We start from the raw sequence: 19,918 nt of genomic DNA on the forward strand, positions 1-19,918 counted from the left end.
TGTTTGGCTGGGCAGTAACCGGCGTTACCCGGAAAATTCTAGCGGGTACCGTAGCGGAGACTTTCCCGTTCCTCGAACCCATGAATGGCTTCAGCAATTTTACTCGAGGCCCCGCCGCTTCCACCCAGCCCTTTCAGCTGGATCTGAAACAAAATGCGGTTATCGAGCTGTTGCGCGCTGGTCAGGTAGTTCTGACTGACCAGCTGCACACTCCAGCAGCAGTTATTGTATTCAAATCCCGCCAGCGTGCCGACTGTTCTGTCCAGCTGGGTGTCGTACACCCAGCGACCGATCAGACTGATTTTGTCGGTCACCGGCACCACCGCACCGACATCGGACTGTTCAAACTGGCCCCGACTGTAGGTGTGACCAAGACTGGCCAGGTACCGGTAGCCGGGGGAATGGAACACCAGCTGGCTGCGGCTTTCTTCGGTGTGACGGGTGCGCGCATCCCACAACAACGAGGTCCGCAACTCCAGCCCGTCCAGTGGCCGCAAAACGGCCTCCCCCGCCAGCGGCGAATCACTGCGCGTTTCCGCCCCCAGACCATCCAGCGTTACCTCACGGTCGGCGTAATAATAAACCTGCCCCAGACTCCACCGGAACCGTTCGGCCCCGCTGAGCAGGTCATTGTAACGGCTGGTCAGCGCCACCGTCAGTTGATTGGCATCGCCCACCCGGTCGCCGCCACTGAAGCGGTTGCGGCGAAACAACTCATCAAAGCTGAACGAGCGCAGCGCCGAGTCGAACACCGGAATCCGGTTCTGGTCTGCCTCGGCGTCGGCCCAGGCATAATACAGCCGGGGCTCCAGCGTTTGGTTGTAAGGCACTGCAAACAGGCTCGACTGGCGATCGAAATACAACCCCGAATCCCATTCGAACACCGGCACGGTGCGCCCTATGCGCTGATTTTCGGGGGTGTAGTCTGTCAGCCGGTATTCCGTATGATCCAGGGTAACGGCCGGCCGCGTGTAGCCCCACAGGGCGCGCAGGGGCAGCGCCACCTGCGGCAACACCCTCAGCCGCTGCCCGTTCGCCCGGTCGCGCCCGCTCAGGGTGTCGTTGTCCCGGTAGAAATGGGTGTACTGGGCGGTGAGCGAGGTTTCCACTGCCCCCAGTTCCCTGGAAATGCCGTACACGGCCTCCGGCAGCTGGCTGTAGGGTTTGTTGCGCTCGGCAATGCGATCCGCAAGGGTCTGATAGCCGTTGGCGTACAATTCGAAATACTGGCCATTGCCGAAATAACGTACCCCGCCGCGGCGTTGCAGGTGGGTCGCTTCACTGATGTCCAGAGACCGGTTGAGGTCGCTCAGGTAATCACCGTCAGACACCACGGAGTACTCCCCGTAGCCGCTCCAGCCGTGGCCGAACCGGGCCCGGGTATCGAAATCCAGCGCCCAGCGCTGGCCGTTGTCACCGGGGTGTGCCCGCGCGTACGCGCGGTCGCGGTCAATGTAGCCCAACTGCAGGGAGGTCTGCCCGAGGGAACTGAGGTAGCGCCCCTCCAGTTCGGTAAGCAAACCCCGGCCGTGCATATATTGCGGGGTCACGGTGGCGTCATAGTGGGGCGCCAGATTGAGGTAATACGGTGCGGCAAGGTACAGACCACTGCCGGTATTGGCGGTACCAAATGCCGGGTATAAAAATCCGCTCTTGCGTCGCTCATCGATGGGGAAACTGATGTAGGGCCAGTAAAACACCGGTACATCCTGGACTTCCAGACGCACGTGTTTGGCTGTTCCGAACCCTTCCGCCCGGTCCAGATGAATGTCCGTTGCCACCACCATCCAGTCGTTACGGTCGGGCGCGCAGGTTGTCAGGCGCCCCTGACGGATGTCCACCTGACTCGGCCCCACCCGTGACAAGGACGTCGCGACGCCGCGCATTTCCGCACTGTGCATCAGAAAGGACGCCGTATTGATGTTGAGCTGACCGCTATGGACGTCGTAATCCGCCTCTTCGCCCGTCAGCAAAAAGCCTTGCCCCCGGCTGACCAGCGGCCCCGTCAGACGGACATGCCCGGTACGCTGGTTATACCGGGCCTCTTCACCACTCATGGTGACCGCGCCCTGGCTGAGCTCAACCCCGCCCCGCAACACCAGCTCACTGTCAATCTCGTAACGGGCATAAAGACCACTCGCGTTGAGCGGTAATTCGCCGGGAGACTCCGTACCATCAGCGCCGGTCGCCTGGTCATCCTCACCGGTCAGCGGCAGATAACCCCCTTCGCAAAATGCCGGCAGCCGGTTGCGCACCTCAACGGGCAGTTCGGCTCGGGGACGCCAGTCCATCTCGGCGGCGGTCGTTGCCCCGGGCCGGGCAAGCGCCGGCCCAAAGGGCACCAGGGTCAGCCCCACGGCCGCTGCCATCAGCAATCCGCGACGGGCGCGACGGGCTGCAATCAGGTTGAGCAAAGTTTCGAAGGCAACGCGCACGGTGGCAGGGGTCCTGTCCAGTAACTTAGGGGATGCAACAGCGGCTTAGTTTACACACCCCGCCCTACCTTGTTAACGGAAACCGTTTTACCCTTATACTGCGCATCTGCTAACTTCCCCTATTAACCCACCGCCTGTGAGTGACAGAACGACACACCTATGGACATTCGTTTAAAGAGTGCTACGCAATGGGTGCGCCAGTTTAGCGGACTGGAGCGCGCCGATCTGGTGCCGGTGTTCGGCGACGCCAGCTTCCGGCGCTACTTCCGCATTCACGCCGATACCGGCGATCTGATCCTGATGGATGCGCCCCCGGACAAAGAAACCTGCCAGCCGTTTGTGGCCCTGGCGCGGCACTGGCGCGAGGAAGGCATTCGCGTACCGGACGTGTTGCAGCAGGATCTGTCGCAGGGTTTTCTGTTGCTCGAAGATTTCGGGGATCAACTGATGCTGCGTCAGCTCCATCCCGAATCGGCGAATGCCCTCTACCGCCTGGCCATCGACGAGCTGCTCCGCATCCAGCAGGTCAGCGACACCCCCAGCCACCCGCTGCCCCCCTACGACGCCGCCCTGCTCAACCGGGAAATGGCGCTGTTCCCCGACTGGCTGGTCACCCGGCAGCTGGGGCTGACCCTGTCCACCACCGAGCACGCGCTGCTGGACACCACCTTCGCGTTTCTGCGGGAATCGGCCCTGGCGCAACCTCAGGTGCCGGTACACCGGGATTACCATTCGCGCAATCTGCTGGTACTGGCGGAGGCCGAGGCCCCGGCGCTGGGGGTGATTGATTTTCAGGACGCGGTCCTGGGACCGGTCACGTACGATCTGGTGTCCCTGCTCAAGGACTGTTACATCAGCTGGCCCGAGCCCCGCCTGGCCGCCTGGCTTGAGCACTATCGCGCCCTCAGCCAGAACGCCGGTCTGCACCGCGCGGATGCCGACACCTTTCGCTTGTGGTTTGAGCTGATGGGCATGCAGCGCCACCTGAAAGCGGCGGGCATCTTTGCCCGCCTGGCCATCCGCGATGGCAAAACCGGCTACCTGCAGGATATTCCCCGCACCGTTGGCTACCTGCTGGAGGCCAGCGCCCGCCAGGCAGCGCTGCGCTCTTTCCACCACTGGCTGCAGGAGCGGGTCATGCCGGCGATCGACCAGCGCATGCCCACCCCATGAACGCGATGATTCTGGCCGCCGGAAAAGGGGAGCGCATGCGGCCACTGACCCTGACCACCCCCAAACCCTTGCTGCCGGCGGCGGGCAAACCCCTGATCGGCTATCACCTGGAACGGTTGGCGGCGGCGGGCTTTCGCAAGGCCGTGATCAACCACGCCTGGCTGGGGGAGCAACTGGAACAGGCCCTGGGCAGCGGCGCCAGTTACGGCATCCCCATTGTCTATTCCGCCGAGACCACCCCGCTGGAAACGGCCGGGGGCATCCAACAGGCGCTGCCGCTGCTGTGCGCCCCCGATCACACCGCCAGCGGTGACCGGGGCTGGTTTGTGGTGATCAATGGCGATATCTGGTGCGACTTTGACCTGCGCCAGTTGCTGACACCACCCCCGGCACCGGCCACTGCGGCCGATACCCGCGCGCTCCTGGTGCTGACGGACAACCCCTGCCACAATCCCGAGGGCGACTTTTTCCTGTCCGCCTGCGGCCGGGTGGGCGCGACGGGCCAGCCCAGACTGACGTTTACCGGTATCAGCCTGCTGCACGCATCCCTGTTTGACGGCCTCGAACCTGGCCACCAGCCACTGGCGCCGCTGTTGCGCGCAGCCATGCAGCGCGGCCAGGTAAAGGGGATGCACCATCGGGGGCACTGGATGGATATTGGCACACCCCAACGGTTAGAGGCGCTGGATCAACTACTGCGGGGCGTTCAGGGAGAACACCATGGCACCACCACTGCGTGATATGCAGCTGCCACCACGGACAGAAAAACTTTTCGATGAGCTGCTGGCCGAGCTCAACGCCTGCGGCCACAACGCCAGCGAGCTGATCGCGCGCAACGGCCTGCCCGGCTGGTGCCACAGCACGCTGTTTTTCTTTCTTGGTTACATCGGCAAAGCCGGCGGCCGGGTCACCGAAGCCGACATCGGCTTCGCCGAAACTCTGATCCAATGCCTGCGTTTGAGCCCGCGCCATCGCAGACGCGCCATCAGCCGCTTCCAGCACGGCAAAGACACCCGTAACCTGCCGGTTCTCAAGGGGTTACCACTACGCCTGACGAGCCGGCTGCGGCCCGCGCCGGCGTTGAAGGTCAGCTTCGCCCTGTGTCACGCGGCCCAATTGCACGGCAAACCGAACACCTCCCGCCGCCACCGGGTGGAAGACGCCATCGATCAGCTGGGCCTCGATCTGGGCATTGCCGACGACATCCTCGACAGTTACGCCCGCAAGGTGTGGGTGCAGCCAGCCCGGCATCCGTCCCCACCCTCGAGCTACCAACAGGCGTGCGAAGTCATCGGGGTCACCCGACGTGACTCCCTGGACACCATCAAGAAAGCCTACCGCAAACGGGTGTCCGAATGTCATCCGGACAAACTGGCACGCGACCTCAGTGGCCGCGAACAGGAACTGGCTAAAGAGCGTTTGCTGCGTTACCAGCAGGCCTGGGAGGTGATCAAGAAGTATCAGCGGGCGCGCCGGTAACGCGGCACCGTCACAACCTGCTAGAATGCCTCCTTCTCTGTTACCCTGAGGGGCATGGCCCCCTGATAATTGCACCCACGAGAGAGCTGTCATGAACCCTTTCCAGATTGCGCCCTCCATTCTGTCTGCCGATTTTGCCCGCCTTGGCGAGGAAGTCGACAATGTGCTGGCCGCCGGCGCGGACATGGTCCACTTTGACGTGATGGATAACCATTACGTCCCCAACCTGACCATTGGCCCAATGGTCTGCGAAGCCTTGCGCAAGCACGGCGTCACCGCCCCTATCGATGTGCATCTGATGGTGTCACCGGTGGACGACCTGATCAGGATGTTCATCGACGCCGGCGCCACTTATATCACTTTTCACCCGGAGGCCTCCCAGCATATTGACCGTTCCCTGCAGCTGATCCGGGACGGTGGCTGCAAGGCCGGGCTGGTGTTTAATCCGGCCACCCCCCTGCACCACCTGGACCATGTCATGGACCGGCTCGACATGATTTTGCTGATGTCGGTCAACCCCGGGTTTGGGGGACAGAAGTTCATTCCCGGCACCCTCGACAAACTGCGGGCGGCCCGTCAGCGCATCGATGCCAGCGGACACAACATCCGGCTGGAAATTGACGGCGGGGTCAAAATTGACAACATCCGTGAGATCGCTGCCGCCGGTGCCGACACCTTTGTGGCCGGCTCCGCCATTTTCAACACCGACGATTACCAGGCTACCATCGCCCAGATGCGAGCCGAGCTGGCCAAAGTCCGATGAAACTGACCCAGTTGTTCGCGCAGCAATTCCCGCACACCGTGCTGTTTGATCTCGACGGCACCCTGGTGGACAGTGCGCTGGATCTGACCATAGCCACCGACCAGATGCTGACCGCCTTGGGCCGCCCCCCCGCCGGTGAAACCCGGGTGCGGCAATGGGTGGGCAACGGAACGCCGGTGCTGGTGCGCCGTGCGTTGGCCGGGGACCACGATTTCAGCCATGCGGCCGTTGACGAGACCGAGTTTACCCGGGCACTGTCGCTGTTTTTGAGTATTTACACCGACATCAACGGCCAGTACGCCACCGTTTACCCCGGCGTGGAGACGTTGCTGCACGCCCTCAGCGACCAGGGCTGCCGCATGGGCGTGGTCACCAACAAACCGGGCGCGTTTACCGGCCCGCTGCTGGAACAGATGGGGCTGGCGCACTGGTTCGACGTCAGCGTCAGTGGCGACACCCTGGCGGTTAAAAAACCCGCCCCGGAGCCCCTGTTGCACGCCATGGAGCAGCTGGGGGGCAGCCTCGCCACCACCCTCATGGTGGGCGACTCGGTCACCGACATCACTGCCGCCCGCAACGCTGGCATGCCAGTGGTTGCGGTCCGATACGGGTATAATTTTGGTGCCCCCATCGATTCGCTGGGCGCCGAAATTGTGGTTGATTCGCTGGCAGAGCTTTTGTAACCTCGTGACTAATAACATTCAAATTACCTGTTTTAGGGAGATTCCTGCCGTGCAGGAACGGAATCTGACTGCCGCACCCCGCGTTCTGACTTGCCGCGCCTCCCGCTGGTGGCGATGGCGCACCGGTTGAGCCACCTCTAAAACCGTCGCCGACGATGCCCCTCCGGGGCATCGGTACGCAGATCAGCCGTTCGTTAATCACCGCAGGATGATGCCCATGACCCCCGAGCAGTTTGCCGCGCTTGCCCGCTCCGGCTATAACCGTATTCCCGTTTCCCGGGAAGTATTGGCCGATCTGGACACGCCTCTGAGCACCTACCTCAAACTGGCCAACGGGCCCTACACCTATCTGTTCGAGTCGGTGCAAGGGGGGGAAAAATGGGGCCGTTATTCCATCATCGGTCTGCCCAGCCGCGAAATCCTCACCGTTCACGGCCAGGAGATTCGCATCCGCCGCGGCGGCGAACTGATCGAACAGCACCGTCACGATGATCCGCTGACCTTTGTCGAACAGTATCAGGCCCGCTTTAACGCGCCGGATCTCGCCGAGCTGCCGCGTTTCAACGGTGGCCTGGTGGGGTATTTCGGTTACGACACGGTGCGCTATATCGAGCCGCGGCTGAACAACAGCTGCCCGCCCGATCTGATCGGCACCCCGGATATCCTGCTGATGGTGTCCGATGAAGTGGTGGTGTTCGACAACTTGCGCGGCAAACTGCACCTGATTGTACACGTGGACCCCGCCAGCGAAGGCGCACTGGCCTATGCCCACCGGCGTCTGGACGAACTCGAACGGCAGCTGCATCACCACACCGCCGGAGCCCCGACGACGCCCGCACACCTGAGCGGCCAGGCTGTGAACGAAGAGGATTTCGTTTCCGGGTTCAGCCAGGAGAAGTTTGAAGCGGCCGTTGGCAAGATCAAGCAATACGTGCTCGACGGCGACGTCATGCAGACGGTGATTTCCCAGCGCATGTCGATTCCCTTCGCAGCGCCCCCGTTGAACCTGTACCGCTCCCTGCGGGTGCTCAACCCATCGCCTTACATGTATTTTCTCAACCTGGACGACTTTCAGATCGTGGGCTCTTCGCCAGAGATTCTGGCCCGGGTGGAAGACAACGAAGTCACCGTACGGCCCATCGCGGGGACCCGCAAACGCGGCGCCAGCGAAGCCGAAGACCAGGCGCTGGAGGCAGAACTGCTGGCCGACCCCAAAGAAATCGCCGAGCACCTGATGCTGATAGACCTGGGTCGCAACGATGCCGGACGGGTGTCGGAAACGGGCTCCGTCACCCTGACAGACAAGATGATCGTGGAGCGTTACTCCCACGTCATGCACATCGTGTCCAACGTCACCGGCCAACTGAAGGCCGGGGTGTCCTGCCTCGATGTGTTACGGGCCACCCTGCCGGCCGGCACCCTCAGCGGGGCGCCGAAAATCCGCGCCATGGAGATCATTGACGAACTGGAGCCGGTGAAGCGCGGTGTGTACGGCGGTGCGGTCGGTTACCTGTCGTGGAACGGCAACATGGACACCGCGATCGCCATCCGCACCGCGGTCATCCAGAACCACACCCTGCACATTCAGGCCGGGGCCGGCATAGTCGCCGACTCGGTTCCCCACCTGGAGTGGGAAGAAACCATGAACAAGGGCCGGGCCATCTTCAGAGCCGTTGCCATGACGTTGAACGACTTTGACCACTGACCTACAGGAAACACCGCGGAGCCGCCCATGTTACTGATGATCGACAACTATGACTCATTCACCTGGAACGTCGTGCAATATCTGGCGGAGCTGGGTGCCCAGGTGCAGGTGTTTCGCAATGACGAAATTACTGTGGAGCAGATTGAGGCCCTGAACCCGGAGCGTTTGGTGATTTCCCCCGGGCCCTGCACCCCCAACGAAGCCGGCATTTCCATGGCGGCCATACGTCACTTCGCCGGCAGGTTACCCCATTTTGGGGTGTGCCTTGGCCACCAGGCCATCGCTCAGGTGTACGGCGGCCACATCGTCCGCGCCGGCCGCGTCATGCATGGCAAGGTATCGCCGGTGTATCACCGAGACGGCGGCGTGTTCAGCGGGCTCAACAACCCCTTGCAAGCCACCCGCTACCACAGCCTGGCGATCGACAAGGCCACCCTCCCGGACGAGCTGGAAATCACCGCCTGGACCTGCAACGACGACGGCTCAGTGGAAGAAATTATGGGGATCCGTCACAAAACCCTCGACATCGAGGGGGTGCAGTTTCATCCCGAATCCATCATGACCGAACAGGGCCATGAACTGTTCCGCAACTTCTTGACGCGATAGGCTGTATATGGACATCAAACAAGCTCTCAACCGGATCGTCGCCAATCTGGATCTGTCCCGCGACGAAATGAAAGACGTGATGCGCATCGTCATGAACGGCGAGGCCACCGATGCCCAGATTGGTGCCTTGCTGATGGGGCTGCGCATCAAAAGCGAAACCATCGATGAAATCACCGGGGCCACCGAAGTGATGCGCGAGCTGGCAACGGGCGTCAGCATTGACGCTGAACCCCTGGTCGACATCGTGGGTACCGGCGGTGACGGCGCCAACCTGTTCAACGTGTCATCGGCCGCGTCGTTTGTAGTGGCGGCCGCGGGGGGCTATGTCGCCAAGCACGGCAATCGCGCGGTGTCTTCGAAAAGCGGCAGTGCCGATTTACTGGAAAACGCCGGCATCAACCTGAACCTGTCCCCGGAACAGGTGGCCCGCTGCGTGGAGCAGATCGGAGTCGGTTTCATGTTTGCGCCCGCCCATCATGGCGCCATGAAACACGCCGTTGGGCCACGCCGGGAACTGGGTATGCGCACCCTGTTCAACATTCTCGGCCCCATGACCAACCCGGCCGGCGTCAAACGCCAGCTGATCGGAGTGTTCACCCGGGAACTGTGCCGACCGATGGCGGAAGTACTCTCTCGACTGGGTAGCGAACACATCATGGTGGTGCATTCCAAGGACGGTCTTGACGAAATCAGTCTGGCCAGCGAAACCTATGTGGCCGAACTTAAAAACGGTGAAATCAGCGAGTACACCATCAAGCCCGAAGATGTCGGCCTCAAAAGCCAGTCTCTGGTCGGTCTGGACGTGACGTCGTCCGGGGAATCCCTCAAACTGATCCAGGCCGCCTTTGGCCGTGGTCACGATGACATGGCGGAAAAAGCCCGCGACCTGATCGCCCTGAACGCCGGTGCGGCCATTTATGTCGCCGGTCTGGCGGACACCCTGAGTGAAGGCGTCGAGCGCGCACTGGACGCCATCGGCAGCGGCCTGGCCGCCGGCAAGATGTCGGAGCTGTCCGACTTCAGCCGCTGTTTCGACTAACCCCATTTATTGCCTGTGAACCCATAGTATGAGCAACCCCCATAACGACCGTACTCCGACCATCTTGCGCAACATCGTTGACCGCAAATGGCAGGAAGTTGATGAACGCCAGCGCACCGCAACACTGGCGGATCTGAAAGCCCGTGCCGGCGACCAGCCGCCCGCACGTGGCTTTGCCGAGGCCATGCGCCAGCGTATTGAGCAGCGCCAGCCTGCAGTGATTGCCGAAATCAAAAAGGCGTCGCCCAGCAAAGGCATCCTGCGCGACCCGTTCGAGCCTGCGGCCATTGCCGAAAGCTACGCCGGGGCCGGTGCGGCCTGCCTGTCGGTATTGACCGACAGGGATTTTTTCCAGGGTCATGAAGACTTCCTGACCGCCGCCCGCAACGCCTGCGAGCTGCCGGTGATTCGCAAGGATTTCATGGTGGCGCCTTACCAGATCTATGAGAGCCGCGCCCTCAATGCCGACTGCATTCTGCTGATCGCCGCCTGCCTGAGCAGAGACCAGATGCAGGAACTGGAAGGCATCGCCCACGAAACCGGGCTGGACGTGCTGGTGGAAGTGCACAACGGCGAGGAACTGGAGGATGCGCTGACCCTGTCCACGCCCCTGGTGGGCATCAACAACCGCAACCTGCACACCTTTGAGGTGTCGCTGAACACCACCTTTGAGCTGCACCAGCAAATTCCGGCGGATCGCCTGACCGTCACCGAAAGCGGCATTGTCAGCCGCGCCGATGTGGACAGCATGACGGATCGGGGCATCTTCGGGTTTCTGATCGGCGAATCCTTTATGCGGGCCGCCAGTCCGGGGCAAAAACTGCAAGAGCTGTTTGACTGATCCCCACAACCCGACGGCCTGGCGGATCATACGCCAGCCCGGCCGTCGCCGGTCTCCCGGTTGGCCCGCTGACGGCGTTACACCGCCGCCGACGGCCGCGCCTTCATGCGTTCGTACCAGGCCTGCAAGTGGACCTGCTCGGGGGCCACACGGATTTTATTGACCTTATTGAACTCGACCGTTGCAAACGCATTGAGATCGGCCGCGGTGAGCTGGTCGCCGTAAATAAACTCACGGCCCTCGAGATGCCGGTCAAGGAACCCCAGGAACTTCTGAATATCGGTGCGGCACTCTTCGCCCCATGCGGGCACTGGCGTCATCCGGTCTGCGAAGTAGCCGCTGGTGTGCTGAAAACACATGCCGGTCGGCATCATGAAATAATAATCGATCCAGCGCAGCCACTGTTCAATTCCGGCTTTTTCGAGGGGCGTGCGGCCCAGCAGCGGCGGCTGCGGAAAAACTTCTTCAAAATAGCGGCAGATGGCCATGGTCTCGGCGATGCAGGTGCCGTCGTCCAGTTGCAGCACCGGCACCTTTTTCATGGGGTTCATGGCGGTAAATTCCGGGGTCAGGTTGTCCCCCTTCTGCAGATCAATTTCCACCAGTTCCACCTGGTCGAGCAGGCCTTTTTCCGCCAGAAACATTCTGACGCGGCGAGGGTTGGGTGCGGTGCGGGTTTCGTAGAGCTTCATGGTACTGCCTCGTTGTCGAGAGTGGGTGGCATGACGAATCCGGAAGTCCAAAGCCTGACCATTCCGGGGGGGCAGGTCAAGCACCCGGCGAGCCCGGCGGCGCCAGGTGTGACCACGGTGGCGACATGTCGCACCCCCGCGTATACTGCAAGCCTTCAGCAGCCACGGACGGGATAGGCGCATATGGGGGATGACACGACCATCGAAGCAACGGGCCAGTACCTGGAAGCCATCGGGCAGATACTCGACAGCCTGGATGCGCTGGTTTACGTCGCCGACATGGACACCCACGAACTGCTTTATATCAACGCTTACGGTCGCAAGTACTGGGGCGAGCCACGGGGAAGAAAATGCTGGCAGGTATTGCAGGCCAATCAGAGCGGCCCCTGCAGCTTTTGCAACAACCACGACCTGGTGGATGCGGAGGGCATGCCCACCGGCGTACAGGTGTGGGAGTTTCAGAACACCCTGACCAACCGCTGGCTGCAGTGTCGCGATCAGGCCATTCTCTGGCCCGACGGTCGCCTGGTGCGTCTGGAAGTGGCGACGGACATTACCGAGCGCAAGGCCATGGAAGAGCAGCTACGCCAGGCCGTGCAGCTGGCCGAAAATCGCGCCAATACCGACGATCTCACCCAACTTAACAACCGTCGGGCGTTCTTTGCACTGGGCGAACAGACGGTCAAACAGGCACACCGTTCCGGCCATTCCCTGGCGGTCATCCTGTTCGACATTGACCGTTTCAAGCGCATTAACGACCGGTACAGCCATGCGTCCGGCGACAAGGTGCTGGCCGGTATCGCCCGGGCTACCCGCGCGCTGATCCGTGATGCGGACATTATTGCCCGCCTGGGCGGGGAGGAATTTGCCGTTCTGCTGCACAACGCCGGTCTGGACGACGCCCGGCGGCTGGCCGAGCGCCTGCGCCAGGCTGTGGAAAATTACCGTGTCACCACCGGCGCCCACAGCCTGCAGTGCACCGCCAGTTTTGGCATCAGCACCTTCCACGGCCGCCAGCTTACTCTGGAACAGCTGGTGGCAGAAGCCGACCACGCCATGTACCGGGCCAAAGCTGCGGGTCGCAACCGGGTGGCCTCCGGTCCGCTGATTGCGACCGATGGCGGTTAATGCATCACCGCCCTCAGGGCAGTGCCATCATCGGTGTACAGCTGCAGCGCCCCCTGCGGGTCAATGTCAAAGCCCGACACCCGGGTCAGCAACTCCAGAAAGCGGCGCTCCTGGTGCATCAGCGCCGGCGCACACGCCATCAGGGTAGTCGCCGGCTGCTCGATGACCAGCCCTTCGCCACCCACAGCATAGGTGCCCATGAACTGGTTGCAGGTAGCGCGCCCGGCCACCCGGCCCTCCGGCAGAAAATTCAAGGTGACCCGGGACGAGTCAATGATACCGGCTCCACCGATAGCTTCGACCACCCACTCCACCCCCTGCAGCAAGCGCACGGGATCACCGCCGCAGCCCGCCATCCCGGTGTCATCCAGGGTCAGCCGTACCTGAAACGGGAAGTTCATACCGGTCATGGTGTCTTTACACACCTGGCGCGCCACCTCCAGCTGCAGGCGCCCGGCCTCCGTTTCGGCCACCACGGTCGAGCCGCTGGCGGAGGTTGCGACAATCTTATAGGGAGCCAGAGTCAGGGTTTCATAACCCGGCCGCGTCAGCCGCAACCCGCCGTCTTCCGCCCGCAGCTGCCAGAAGGGTTCGTTGCCACCGGCCACGAAGGGTTCAACCAGGGCGCCAACCACCCGGCATTCCGGCAGTGAGTTGCCACCCAAGGTCAGGGTAGCCCGATTGCCCGTGCGCCACAGGCTGGTAGCCGGATCGTCCGCAAGCTGATATTTGCTGCCGGCAGCCGCGCTCACCCGCGCCATCCGATAGCGCTCTCCGGCGGCGTCCAGGAGCAACTCGTCCCCTTCGAACGCCAGCGCCACATTCAGCTGCCCGCACTCCATCAAGATGGCACGGCTACCCTCCGTAGCATCCACCGTGGGCCCGGGTGCGGCGCAGCCGGACAGCAGGGCCACCGCCCCCAGTGCAGCCATTCCAAACGGTAACAATCCTTTCATTTCAGGGTCCCCCTGTGGGCTGGTTCGGGCATGGTAGCGGCAAGTGCTTACCAATACGCGGGAAAAAGATTACGCTTACGCCATCATTCATTCAGAGCAAGGTGTTATGGCCATCAAACTTTATCAGTTCGCCATTTCTCATTACTCCGAGAAAATCCGCTGGGCGCTGGCCCACAAGGCCCTGGCCTATGAGCCGGTCTTTCTGCTTCCAGGCACCCACATCAACACCATCAAAGCGCTGACTGGGCAGAGTTCGGTGCCGGTGATCGATCACGACGGCACCATCGTCCAAGGGTCTGCGGCAATTATCGACTATTTGGACAGCACTTTTTCGGAACACCCGCTAACCCCGGCAGACCCGGCCGGACAGAACGAAGCCCGCGCCTGGGAACAACGCCTGGACACTGTAGCTGGCCCGGCAGTGCGCTGCTATTGCTACCACCACCTACTGCAGCGCCCGAGAATCGTCACGCCTCTGCTGGCGGCGCAGACCCCGTTCTACAACAAAATCATCATCCGCCTGGGGTTCAGTCGCATTGAGGAAACCATGCGCGAGTGGATGAAGATCAACGAACGCACCGCTCAACAGGCGCGGGACACACTCGACACCCTGCTGACGGAGCTGGCCGCAGCCTATCAGCACCGTGAGTACCTGGTGGGCGAGCAGTTCTCCCGGGCGGATCTGACGGCAGCAGCGCTGTTGGCGCCGCTGTTCCAGCCAGCAGCCTACCCGGTGCCCTGGCCCGACCGCCAGCGCTTGCCCGCCGAGATGATGCACTGGGCCGACACCCACCGACCCTTACTGGACAAACTGCAGGCGCTGTATACGGCCCACCGCGGTGCTTAAAAGCCCATCGCGGTCATGATAAGCAACACCCGGTCCATGTTGGCGCCGGTGCGCCGGGGATCGATCAGGTTCAGAGTGTCGGTGGCCCAGCGCAGGGTGCCCCCGGTATCGTGGATGGTGGCCCGTAAAGTGTAGCGGCCTGTGGGCTCGAACACGCCTTGCGGCACCGCGAGGACAAACGGAATGGGCACTTGCTCGCCCCGGGTCACCAGCCGCTGTACCGCCAGTCGCTCCGGCAGCGCACCGGCCCTGCCAAGGTCTTCCAGCGACACGGTTACCACGCTGCCGGGCGGCAGCAGGATACGCTCCCGGTAGAGCACTGAGCCACTGATCTCGAACTTCGCCTGCGCACCCGGGGCGGGGGCGTCCACCAGCGGCCCGTGAGGGGTCGCGCAAGCGGCCAACCAGAGCGCGGCCACCAGCCACAACGCCAGCGTTTGGGTATATCGAACCAACACAGCTCCTCCTTATCCCCTTTGTAGCGCCGCCACAACGGAATTATTGCGGGCGCCATGGGCAGAGTTTAACCCAGGACCTGGCCGCCGCCACATTGCCGCACGGCGGCTTTCTTGGCAGAATGCCTGGCAGCCACCCATCCCCGTCGACCGAGTAAACCCGATCATGCCCAACCCCTGCGGCCGTGCCGACCCAGTCCCTTGCCCGCACCTGCCTCCCGCCGGTGCTTTCGTGGGAGCGTGCCGGCCATGAGACGACCGTGGGTCTCGCTCACCGGCATGCTGGTGTTGCTGATCGTTTCAACCGTCAGCCAGGCAGGCGAAGTCACCATCGCGGTCGCCGCCAATTTTACCGAGGTGACGCGCGAGCTGGCAGCCCGGTTTACCCGGCAAACCGGGTACCGCACCAGGATCAGCTTTGGCTCGACCGGCAAACTCTACGCGCAAATTGAACACGGGGCCCCTTTTGAGGTGTTTCTGGCCGCGGACAGTGAGCGCCCGCAAATGGCCGAAGCCAACGGTCTGGGCGTACCCGGTACCCGCTTCACCTACGCCAGCGGCAAGCTGGTGCTGTGGAGCCCGCAGCCCCACCTGTTCACCGATGGCCGGAAGTACCTGACCGATGCCCGGCTCCGCCATCTGGCCATCGCCAACCCGCGCACGGCCCCCTATGGCCGGGCGGCGCAGCAGGTGTTGATGAAATTGCAGGTGTGGCACCCTCTGCAGGCTAAACTGGTGCGTGGGGACTCCATCTCGCAAACCTTTCAGTTCACCGCCACCGGCAACGCCGAGGCCGGTCTGGTGGCGCTATCGCAAGTACGGGGCTGGCACGCTCAGCATGGCACCTCCTGGCAGATACCGGCCCATTACCACGCCCCCATCCGCCAGCAAGCCATTCTGCTGACGCGAGGTGAACACAACCCGGCGGCCCGTGCCTGGCTGGCATATCTGCGCAGTGAACCGGCCCGCGAACTGATTCACAACTATGGTTACGACACCGAATGAACCCTGAAGAATGGCAGGCGGTCTGGCTGACACTCAAACTGGCCGGACTGACCACCGCCCTGCTCCTGACCATCGCCACCCCCATAGCCTGGTGGCTGGCCCGCACCCGTCATTGGCTGCGCCAGCCTGTCGCGGCGATCGTGGCCTTGCCACTGGTGCTGCCGCCTACGGTGCTGGGGTTTTACCTGCTGGTGCTGCTCGGCCCCCAGGGGCCGATCGGCGAACTCATGCTCCAACTGGGGCTGAATACCTTGCCGTTCACCTTTCCGGGACTGGTGGTCGCCTCGGTGATCTCCTCGCTGCCTTTTGCGGTGCAACCCCTGCAAAACACCTTCAGCACCGTCAGTGAGCGCTTGCTGGAGGTGGCTGCCACCCTGCGCGCGTCTGGCTGGGACCGGTTTTTTACCGTGGTGCTGCCCCTGGCGCGGCCCGGCTTTCTCACCGCGGCCGTACTCACGTTCGCCCACACCATCGGCGAATTCGGGGTTATCCTGATGATTGGCGGCAACATTCCCGGCCAAACCAAAGTGCTCTCGGTGGCGATTTATGATCACGTCGAGACCCTGCAATACGCCCAGGCTCACTGGCTCGCAGGGGGCATGCTGGTGTTCTCGTTCCTTGTTCTGTTGACCCTCTATATGATCAATGGGCGCCTGGGTGGCAGCGCCGGGAATCTGACCACATGAGCGTTGCCGGCATCCACGCTCGTTTTCAGACGTCTTTCGGTGACTTTTCACTGGATGTCGATGTACGTCTGCCAGCCCAGGGCGTCAGCGTCATCTTCGGCCGGTCCGGGTGCGGCAAGACCACCTTGCTCCGCTGTATAGCCGGATTGCAGCAGGCGGAGGGTGAACTGACGGTGGCGGGGGAACGCTGGCAACAGCCCGGCCAGTCCCTGCCGGTGCACCAACGACCGCTGGCCTATGTGTTTCAGGAAACCAGTCTGTTTCCCCATTTGTCCGTGCGACGCAATTTGCTCTATGGCTACCGCCGTGTGCCCCGGGCACAGCGACGGATCGAGCCCGCTCAGGCCATTCACTGGCTGGGTCTTGAGGGCTTGCTGGAGCGCATGCCGGTGCGTCTGTCAGGGGGCGAACGGCAGCGCGTTGCCATTGCCAGAGCGTTGCTCACCAGCCCCAAACTGCTGCTGCTGGACGAGCCCCTGTCCGCCCTGGACCAGTCCAGCAAACGCGACATTCTGCCTTATCTGGAGCGCTTGCGTGACCAGCTGGCGATCCCGATGCTCTACGTCACCCACGCCACCGGGGAGATGGCTCGCCTGGCGGACCATCTGGTCATCATGGAGCGGGGCAAGGTGGTCGCGAACGGTCCACTGGCCGCGACTCTGGCCCGCCTGGATTTACCGGTACTTGCGGAAGAAAGTGCCGGGGTGATCATCGAGGCGCGGATTGGCCTGGTAGACCCGCAATGGCATTTGTGCCGTGCGGATTTTGACGGGGGCAGCTTGTGGGTGAGGGATTTTCCCGGTGCCGGCGTCGGGGTTGCGGTGCGCCTGCGGGTGATGGCCAGTGACGTCAGCGTCGCGTTGCAGCGGCACGACCATCAAAGCATCCAGAACCTGGTGCCGGCCACTTTGGCGGCGCTGACCCCGGAGCGCCATCCGGCCATGACCATGGTCAGACTGATGGCCGGCGCAACGCCCCTGCTGGCCCGGCTGACCAGCCGCTCGGTCAGCCAGCTGGAGCTGGCCCCGGGCGCAGCGGTCTGGCTGCAGGTCAAATCCGTGGCGATCGTGGAATGACCCGCGCTGGGGGGGTGTGCCTGACTAGCGGGTGCCGTAGACCACCATGGTCTTGCCTTTCACGTGCACCAGCCCCTGCTCTTCGAGGGTTTTGAGCACGCGCCCGACCATTTCCCGGGAGCAGCCGACGATACGACCTATTTCCTGGCGGGTAATCTTGATTTGCATACCGTCAGGGTGGGTCATTGCGTCCGGCTCTTTGCACAGATCCAGCAGGGTTCTTGCCACCCGTCCGGTGACATCCAGAAACGCCAGATCTCCCACCTTTCGGGTGGTCTGGCGCAGCCGCGTGGCCATCTGTTTGCCGAGGAAATACAGAATCTTCGGGTCTTGCTGAGCAACTTCGCGAAATTTGGCGTAGCTGATTTCGGCTACTTCGCATTCCGTCTTGGCCCTCACCCAGGCGCTGCGGGAATCCATTTCATCAAACAACCCCATTTCACCGAAAAAATCCCCGGTGTTGAGGTAGGTCATGATCATTTCACGACCGTCGTCGTCTTCGATGACCACGGTCACCGATCCCTTGACGATATAGAACAATGAGTCGCTCTTGTCGCCGGCATAAATGATGGTGCTTTTTGCCGGGTAGCGCCTGCGGTGACATTCGGAAAGGAATGAATCCAGATACTTGCTCTGTTGATCAACCGGCTTGACGATAGTTGCCATAGTGCGTGACACGCCTCCGTAATACTGGCAGGTACCAGTGTTATTATAATAACCCGGCTTGTGGTGCGGGCTTTTGGGCCGCATGGACCCTTCGAGTTTATTTTATTACCGAAAATACATAGATGTGCAATAACACCGCAACTTATAACAAGAACCCCTGGAATGGGCAAATTCACACCCACCGCTGAACGGGACAAAGATCGGCCCTCCACCCCAATTATGCTAGCATCCCAGGCTTTGGGACCTGGAGTGAGAACCAACATGAAAGCATCCGTAACCTGGACTGGCAACGCCAGCTTCAAAACAACCAGCGGCTCAGGGCACAGTGTGCAGCTTGACGGCCCCCCCGACCATGGCGGGCAGAACCTCGGGCCGCGCCCCATGGAGATGGTGCTCATGGGACTGGGGGGCTGCTCCGCCTTTGACGTGATGAGCATTTTGCAAAAAAGTCGCCAAAACGTGACCGATTGCACAGTGGCACTCAGCGCGGAACGCGCCGACGCCATCCCGGCGGTGTTTACAAAAATCCACCTGCATTTCACCATTACAGGCCACGCCCTGAAAGAAAATCTGGTCAAACGGGCGGTGAACCTGTCGGCGGAAAAATACTGTTCCGCGTCCATCATGCTCCAGCAGGGCGGGGTCGAGATCAGCCACAGTTACGAGCTCCACCCGGCTGATTGACGGCGCGGATGCGGGGAGGCCGGGACCGGGTGAGTGAGGAGCCGGCCGAGGGGATGAAAATGTGTCGCACAGCTCTGTTCAACGGCTATGACGGTGTGCATAATACGCACCCTTTTTGCCGGACTGGGTAAAAGATAACCAATCCGGCCCGCTTACATCCTAATTATTCATCTCCAACGTCTGGGGGGCTGAGCATGGAATCCAAGCTGCAATTACACGGCTTCAATAATCTGACCAAATCATTGAGCTTCAATATCTACGATATCTGCTTTGCCCAAACGGAAGAGCAGCGGAAAGCGTACATCGATTACATCGATGAAATGTACAATGCCGAGCGCCTCACCCAGATTCTGTCGGATGTGGTAAAGATCATTGGCGCCAATATCCTCAACATTGCCCGCCAGGACTACGATCCCCATGGTGCCTCGGTCACCATGCTGATTGCCGAACACGAGCTGACCGAAGAGCAGGCGAACAATGAAGAGTCACCCGGACCGCTGCCTGATACCATCGTCGCCCACCTCGACAAGAGTCACGTCACCGTGCACACCTACCCCGAGAGCCACCCCCATGAAGGCATCAGCACCTTCAGGGCGGACATTGACGTGTCTACCTGCGGCCTGATTTCACCCCTGAAAGTGCTGAACTATCTGATTCACAGCTTTGATTCGGATGTGGTCACCGTCGATTACCGCGTCCGCGGCTTTACCCGCGATGTAGACGGCACCAAGCATTACATCGACCACGACATCAACTCGATTCAGAACTATCTGACCGAGGATACCCAGAACGCCTACAAGATGATTGACGTCAACGTCTATCAGGAGAACCTGTTCCACACCAAAATGATGCTCAAAGATTTCAATCTGGACAACTACGTGTTCGGGATGAGTGCGAGCGATCTGGATCCGGTCCAGGCGCGCTCCATCGAAGAGCGTCTGCGGCGTGAAATGCTGGAAATCTTCTACTCGCGCAACGTGACCTGAGGGGCCCGATCAG

At 61.7% G+C, this 19,918-nt stretch carries 21 protein-coding genes; 16 read left to right on the plus strand and 5 right to left on the minus strand.

Annotation, left to right across the window (positions count from 1 at the left end; translation table 11 throughout):
* Positions 1-38: 38 nt before the first annotated feature.
* Positions 39-2,369: an LPS-assembly protein LptD gene (locus BG841_RS04105; RefSeq protein ID WP_070058678.1), complete on the minus strand. Its 2,331-nt coding sequence runs from the start codon at positions 2,367-2,369 to the stop codon at positions 39-41.
* Positions 2,370-2,594: 225 nt separating this feature from the next.
* Here BG841_RS04105 and BG841_RS04110 point away from each other — a divergent pair, with 225 nt between their 5' ends.
* The 9 genes from BG841_RS04110 to trpC all read left to right on the plus strand — a co-directional run bounded on the left by BG841_RS04110 (position 2,595) and on the right by trpC (position 10,724).
* Positions 2,595-3,608, plus strand: coding sequence for an aminoglycoside phosphotransferase family protein (locus BG841_RS04110; RefSeq protein WP_070056489.1), 1,014 nt, complete (start codon positions 2,595-2,597; stop codon positions 3,606-3,608).
* Positions 3,605-4,348 (plus strand): N-acetylmuramate alpha-1-phosphate uridylyltransferase MurU, encoded by a 744-nt coding sequence (gene murU, locus BG841_RS04115; RefSeq protein ID WP_070056490.1) that lies wholly within the window; start codon positions 3,605-3,607, stop codon positions 4,346-4,348. Before BG841_RS04110 ends, murU begins: the two co-directional genes overlap by 4 nt.
* A complete protein-coding gene (locus BG841_RS04120; protein WP_070056491.1) occupies positions 4,329-5,087 on the plus strand; it encodes a DnaJ domain-containing protein in 759 nt (252 codons plus the stop codon). The genes murU and BG841_RS04120 overlap by 20 nt, the downstream gene beginning before the upstream one ends.
* 91 nt (positions 5,088-5,178) lie before the next feature.
* Entirely contained in the window at positions 5,179-5,850 is a 672-nt protein-coding gene (rpe, locus tag BG841_RS04125) for a ribulose-phosphate 3-epimerase (protein WP_070056492.1), read from the plus strand.
* Positions 5,847-6,533: a phosphoglycolate phosphatase gene (locus BG841_RS04130; protein ID WP_070056493.1), complete on the plus strand. Its 687-nt coding sequence runs from the start codon at positions 5,847-5,849 to the stop codon at positions 6,531-6,533. Before rpe ends, BG841_RS04130 begins: the two co-directional genes overlap by 4 nt.
* A 217-nt stretch (positions 6,534-6,750) precedes the next feature.
* The gene (trpE, locus tag BG841_RS04135; RefSeq protein WP_070056494.1) at positions 6,751-8,238 is read left to right on the plus strand and encodes an anthranilate synthase component I; all 1,488 of its coding nucleotides are present in this window, start codon (positions 6,751-6,753) and stop codon (positions 8,236-8,238) included.
* A 27-nt stretch (positions 8,239-8,265) separates the two neighbouring features.
* Positions 8,266-8,844 (plus strand): aminodeoxychorismate/anthranilate synthase component II, encoded by a 579-nt coding sequence (locus BG841_RS04140; RefSeq protein ID WP_070056495.1) that lies wholly within the window; start codon positions 8,266-8,268, stop codon positions 8,842-8,844.
* Positions 8,845-8,851: 7 nt separating this feature from the next.
* A complete protein-coding gene (trpD, locus tag BG841_RS04145; RefSeq protein WP_070056496.1) occupies positions 8,852-9,883 on the plus strand; it encodes an anthranilate phosphoribosyltransferase in 1,032 nt (343 codons plus the stop codon).
* A 28-nt stretch (positions 9,884-9,911) separates the two neighbouring features.
* Positions 9,912-10,724, plus strand: a complete 813-nt coding sequence (gene trpC / locus BG841_RS04150) for an indole-3-glycerol phosphate synthase TrpC (RefSeq protein WP_070056497.1) — start codon at positions 9,912-9,914, stop codon at positions 10,722-10,724.
* Between the two features lie 77 nt (positions 10,725-10,801).
* Here the strand turns inward: trpC and BG841_RS04155 are convergent, their stop codons facing one another.
* Positions 10,802-11,416 (minus strand): glutathione S-transferase family protein, encoded by a 615-nt coding sequence (locus BG841_RS04155; RefSeq protein WP_070056498.1) that lies wholly within the window; start codon positions 11,414-11,416, stop codon positions 10,802-10,804.
* 183 nt (positions 11,417-11,599) lie between these two features.
* On the opposite strand from BG841_RS04155, the gene BG841_RS04160 reads away from it, so the two are divergent.
* Complete coding sequence (locus BG841_RS04160) at positions 11,600-12,544, plus strand: GGDEF domain-containing protein (RefSeq protein WP_070056499.1); 945 nt, start codon at positions 11,600-11,602, stop codon at positions 12,542-12,544.
* Here the strand turns inward: BG841_RS04160 and BG841_RS04165 are convergent.
* Complete coding sequence (locus BG841_RS04165; RefSeq protein WP_070056500.1) at positions 12,541-13,500, minus strand: META domain-containing protein; 960 nt, start codon at positions 13,498-13,500, stop codon at positions 12,541-12,543. The two genes, BG841_RS04160 and BG841_RS04165, sit on opposite strands and share 4 nt — an antisense overlap.
* A 43-nt stretch (positions 13,501-13,543) precedes the next feature.
* On the opposite strand from BG841_RS04165, the gene BG841_RS04170 reads away from it, so the two are divergent.
* Complete coding sequence (locus BG841_RS04170; RefSeq protein WP_228141594.1) at positions 13,544-14,347, plus strand: glutathione S-transferase family protein; 804 nt, start codon at positions 13,544-13,546, stop codon at positions 14,345-14,347.
* On the opposite strand, the gene BG841_RS04175 is transcribed toward BG841_RS04170, so the two are convergent.
* Entirely contained in the window at positions 14,344-14,805 is a 462-nt protein-coding gene (locus BG841_RS04175; protein WP_070056501.1) for a YbaY family lipoprotein, read from the minus strand. The genes BG841_RS04170 and BG841_RS04175 overlap by 4 nt on opposite strands.
* A gap of 246 nt (positions 14,806-15,051) precedes the next feature.
* Here BG841_RS04175 and modA point away from each other — a divergent pair, with 246 nt between their 5' ends.
* The 3 genes from modA to modC are packed head-to-tail and all read left to right on the plus strand — an operon-like array spanning position 15,052 to position 17,569.
* Positions 15,052-15,807 (plus strand): molybdate ABC transporter substrate-binding protein, encoded by a 756-nt coding sequence (modA, locus tag BG841_RS04180; protein ID WP_070056502.1) that lies wholly within the window; start codon positions 15,052-15,054, stop codon positions 15,805-15,807.
* Complete coding sequence (gene modB / locus BG841_RS04185) at positions 15,804-16,493, plus strand: molybdate ABC transporter permease subunit (protein ID WP_070056503.1); 690 nt, start codon at positions 15,804-15,806, stop codon at positions 16,491-16,493. The genes modA and modB overlap by 4 nt, the downstream gene beginning before the upstream one ends.
* Complete coding sequence (gene modC / locus BG841_RS04190) at positions 16,490-17,569, plus strand: molybdenum ABC transporter ATP-binding protein (protein WP_070056504.1); 1,080 nt, start codon at positions 16,490-16,492, stop codon at positions 17,567-17,569. Before modB ends, modC begins: the two co-directional genes overlap by 4 nt.
* A 24-nt stretch (positions 17,570-17,593) precedes the next feature.
* On the opposite strand, the gene crp is transcribed toward modC, so the two are convergent.
* On the minus strand, positions 17,594-18,235 hold the full coding sequence (gene crp, locus BG841_RS04195) for a cAMP-activated global transcriptional regulator CRP (RefSeq protein WP_070056505.1): 642 nt from the start codon (positions 18,233-18,235) through the stop codon (positions 17,594-17,596).
* A 261-nt stretch (positions 18,236-18,496) separates the two neighbouring features.
* Between crp and BG841_RS04200 the strand changes: the two genes are divergently transcribed.
* Both BG841_RS04200 and speD read left to right on the plus strand, forming a co-directional pair.
* A complete protein-coding gene (locus BG841_RS04200; RefSeq protein ID WP_070056506.1) occupies positions 18,497-18,919 on the plus strand; it encodes an OsmC family protein in 423 nt (140 codons plus the stop codon).
* A 194-nt stretch (positions 18,920-19,113) separates the two neighbouring features.
* Positions 19,114-19,905: an adenosylmethionine decarboxylase gene (speD, locus tag BG841_RS04205; RefSeq protein ID WP_070056507.1), complete on the plus strand. Its 792-nt coding sequence runs from the start codon at positions 19,114-19,116 to the stop codon at positions 19,903-19,905.
* The last annotated feature ends 13 nt before the right edge of the window (positions 19,906-19,918 follow it).

The organism is Marinobacter sp. X15-166B (assembly GCF_001752365.1).
Taxonomy (GTDB): Bacteria; Pseudomonadota; Gammaproteobacteria; order Pseudomonadales; family Oleiphilaceae; genus Marinobacter.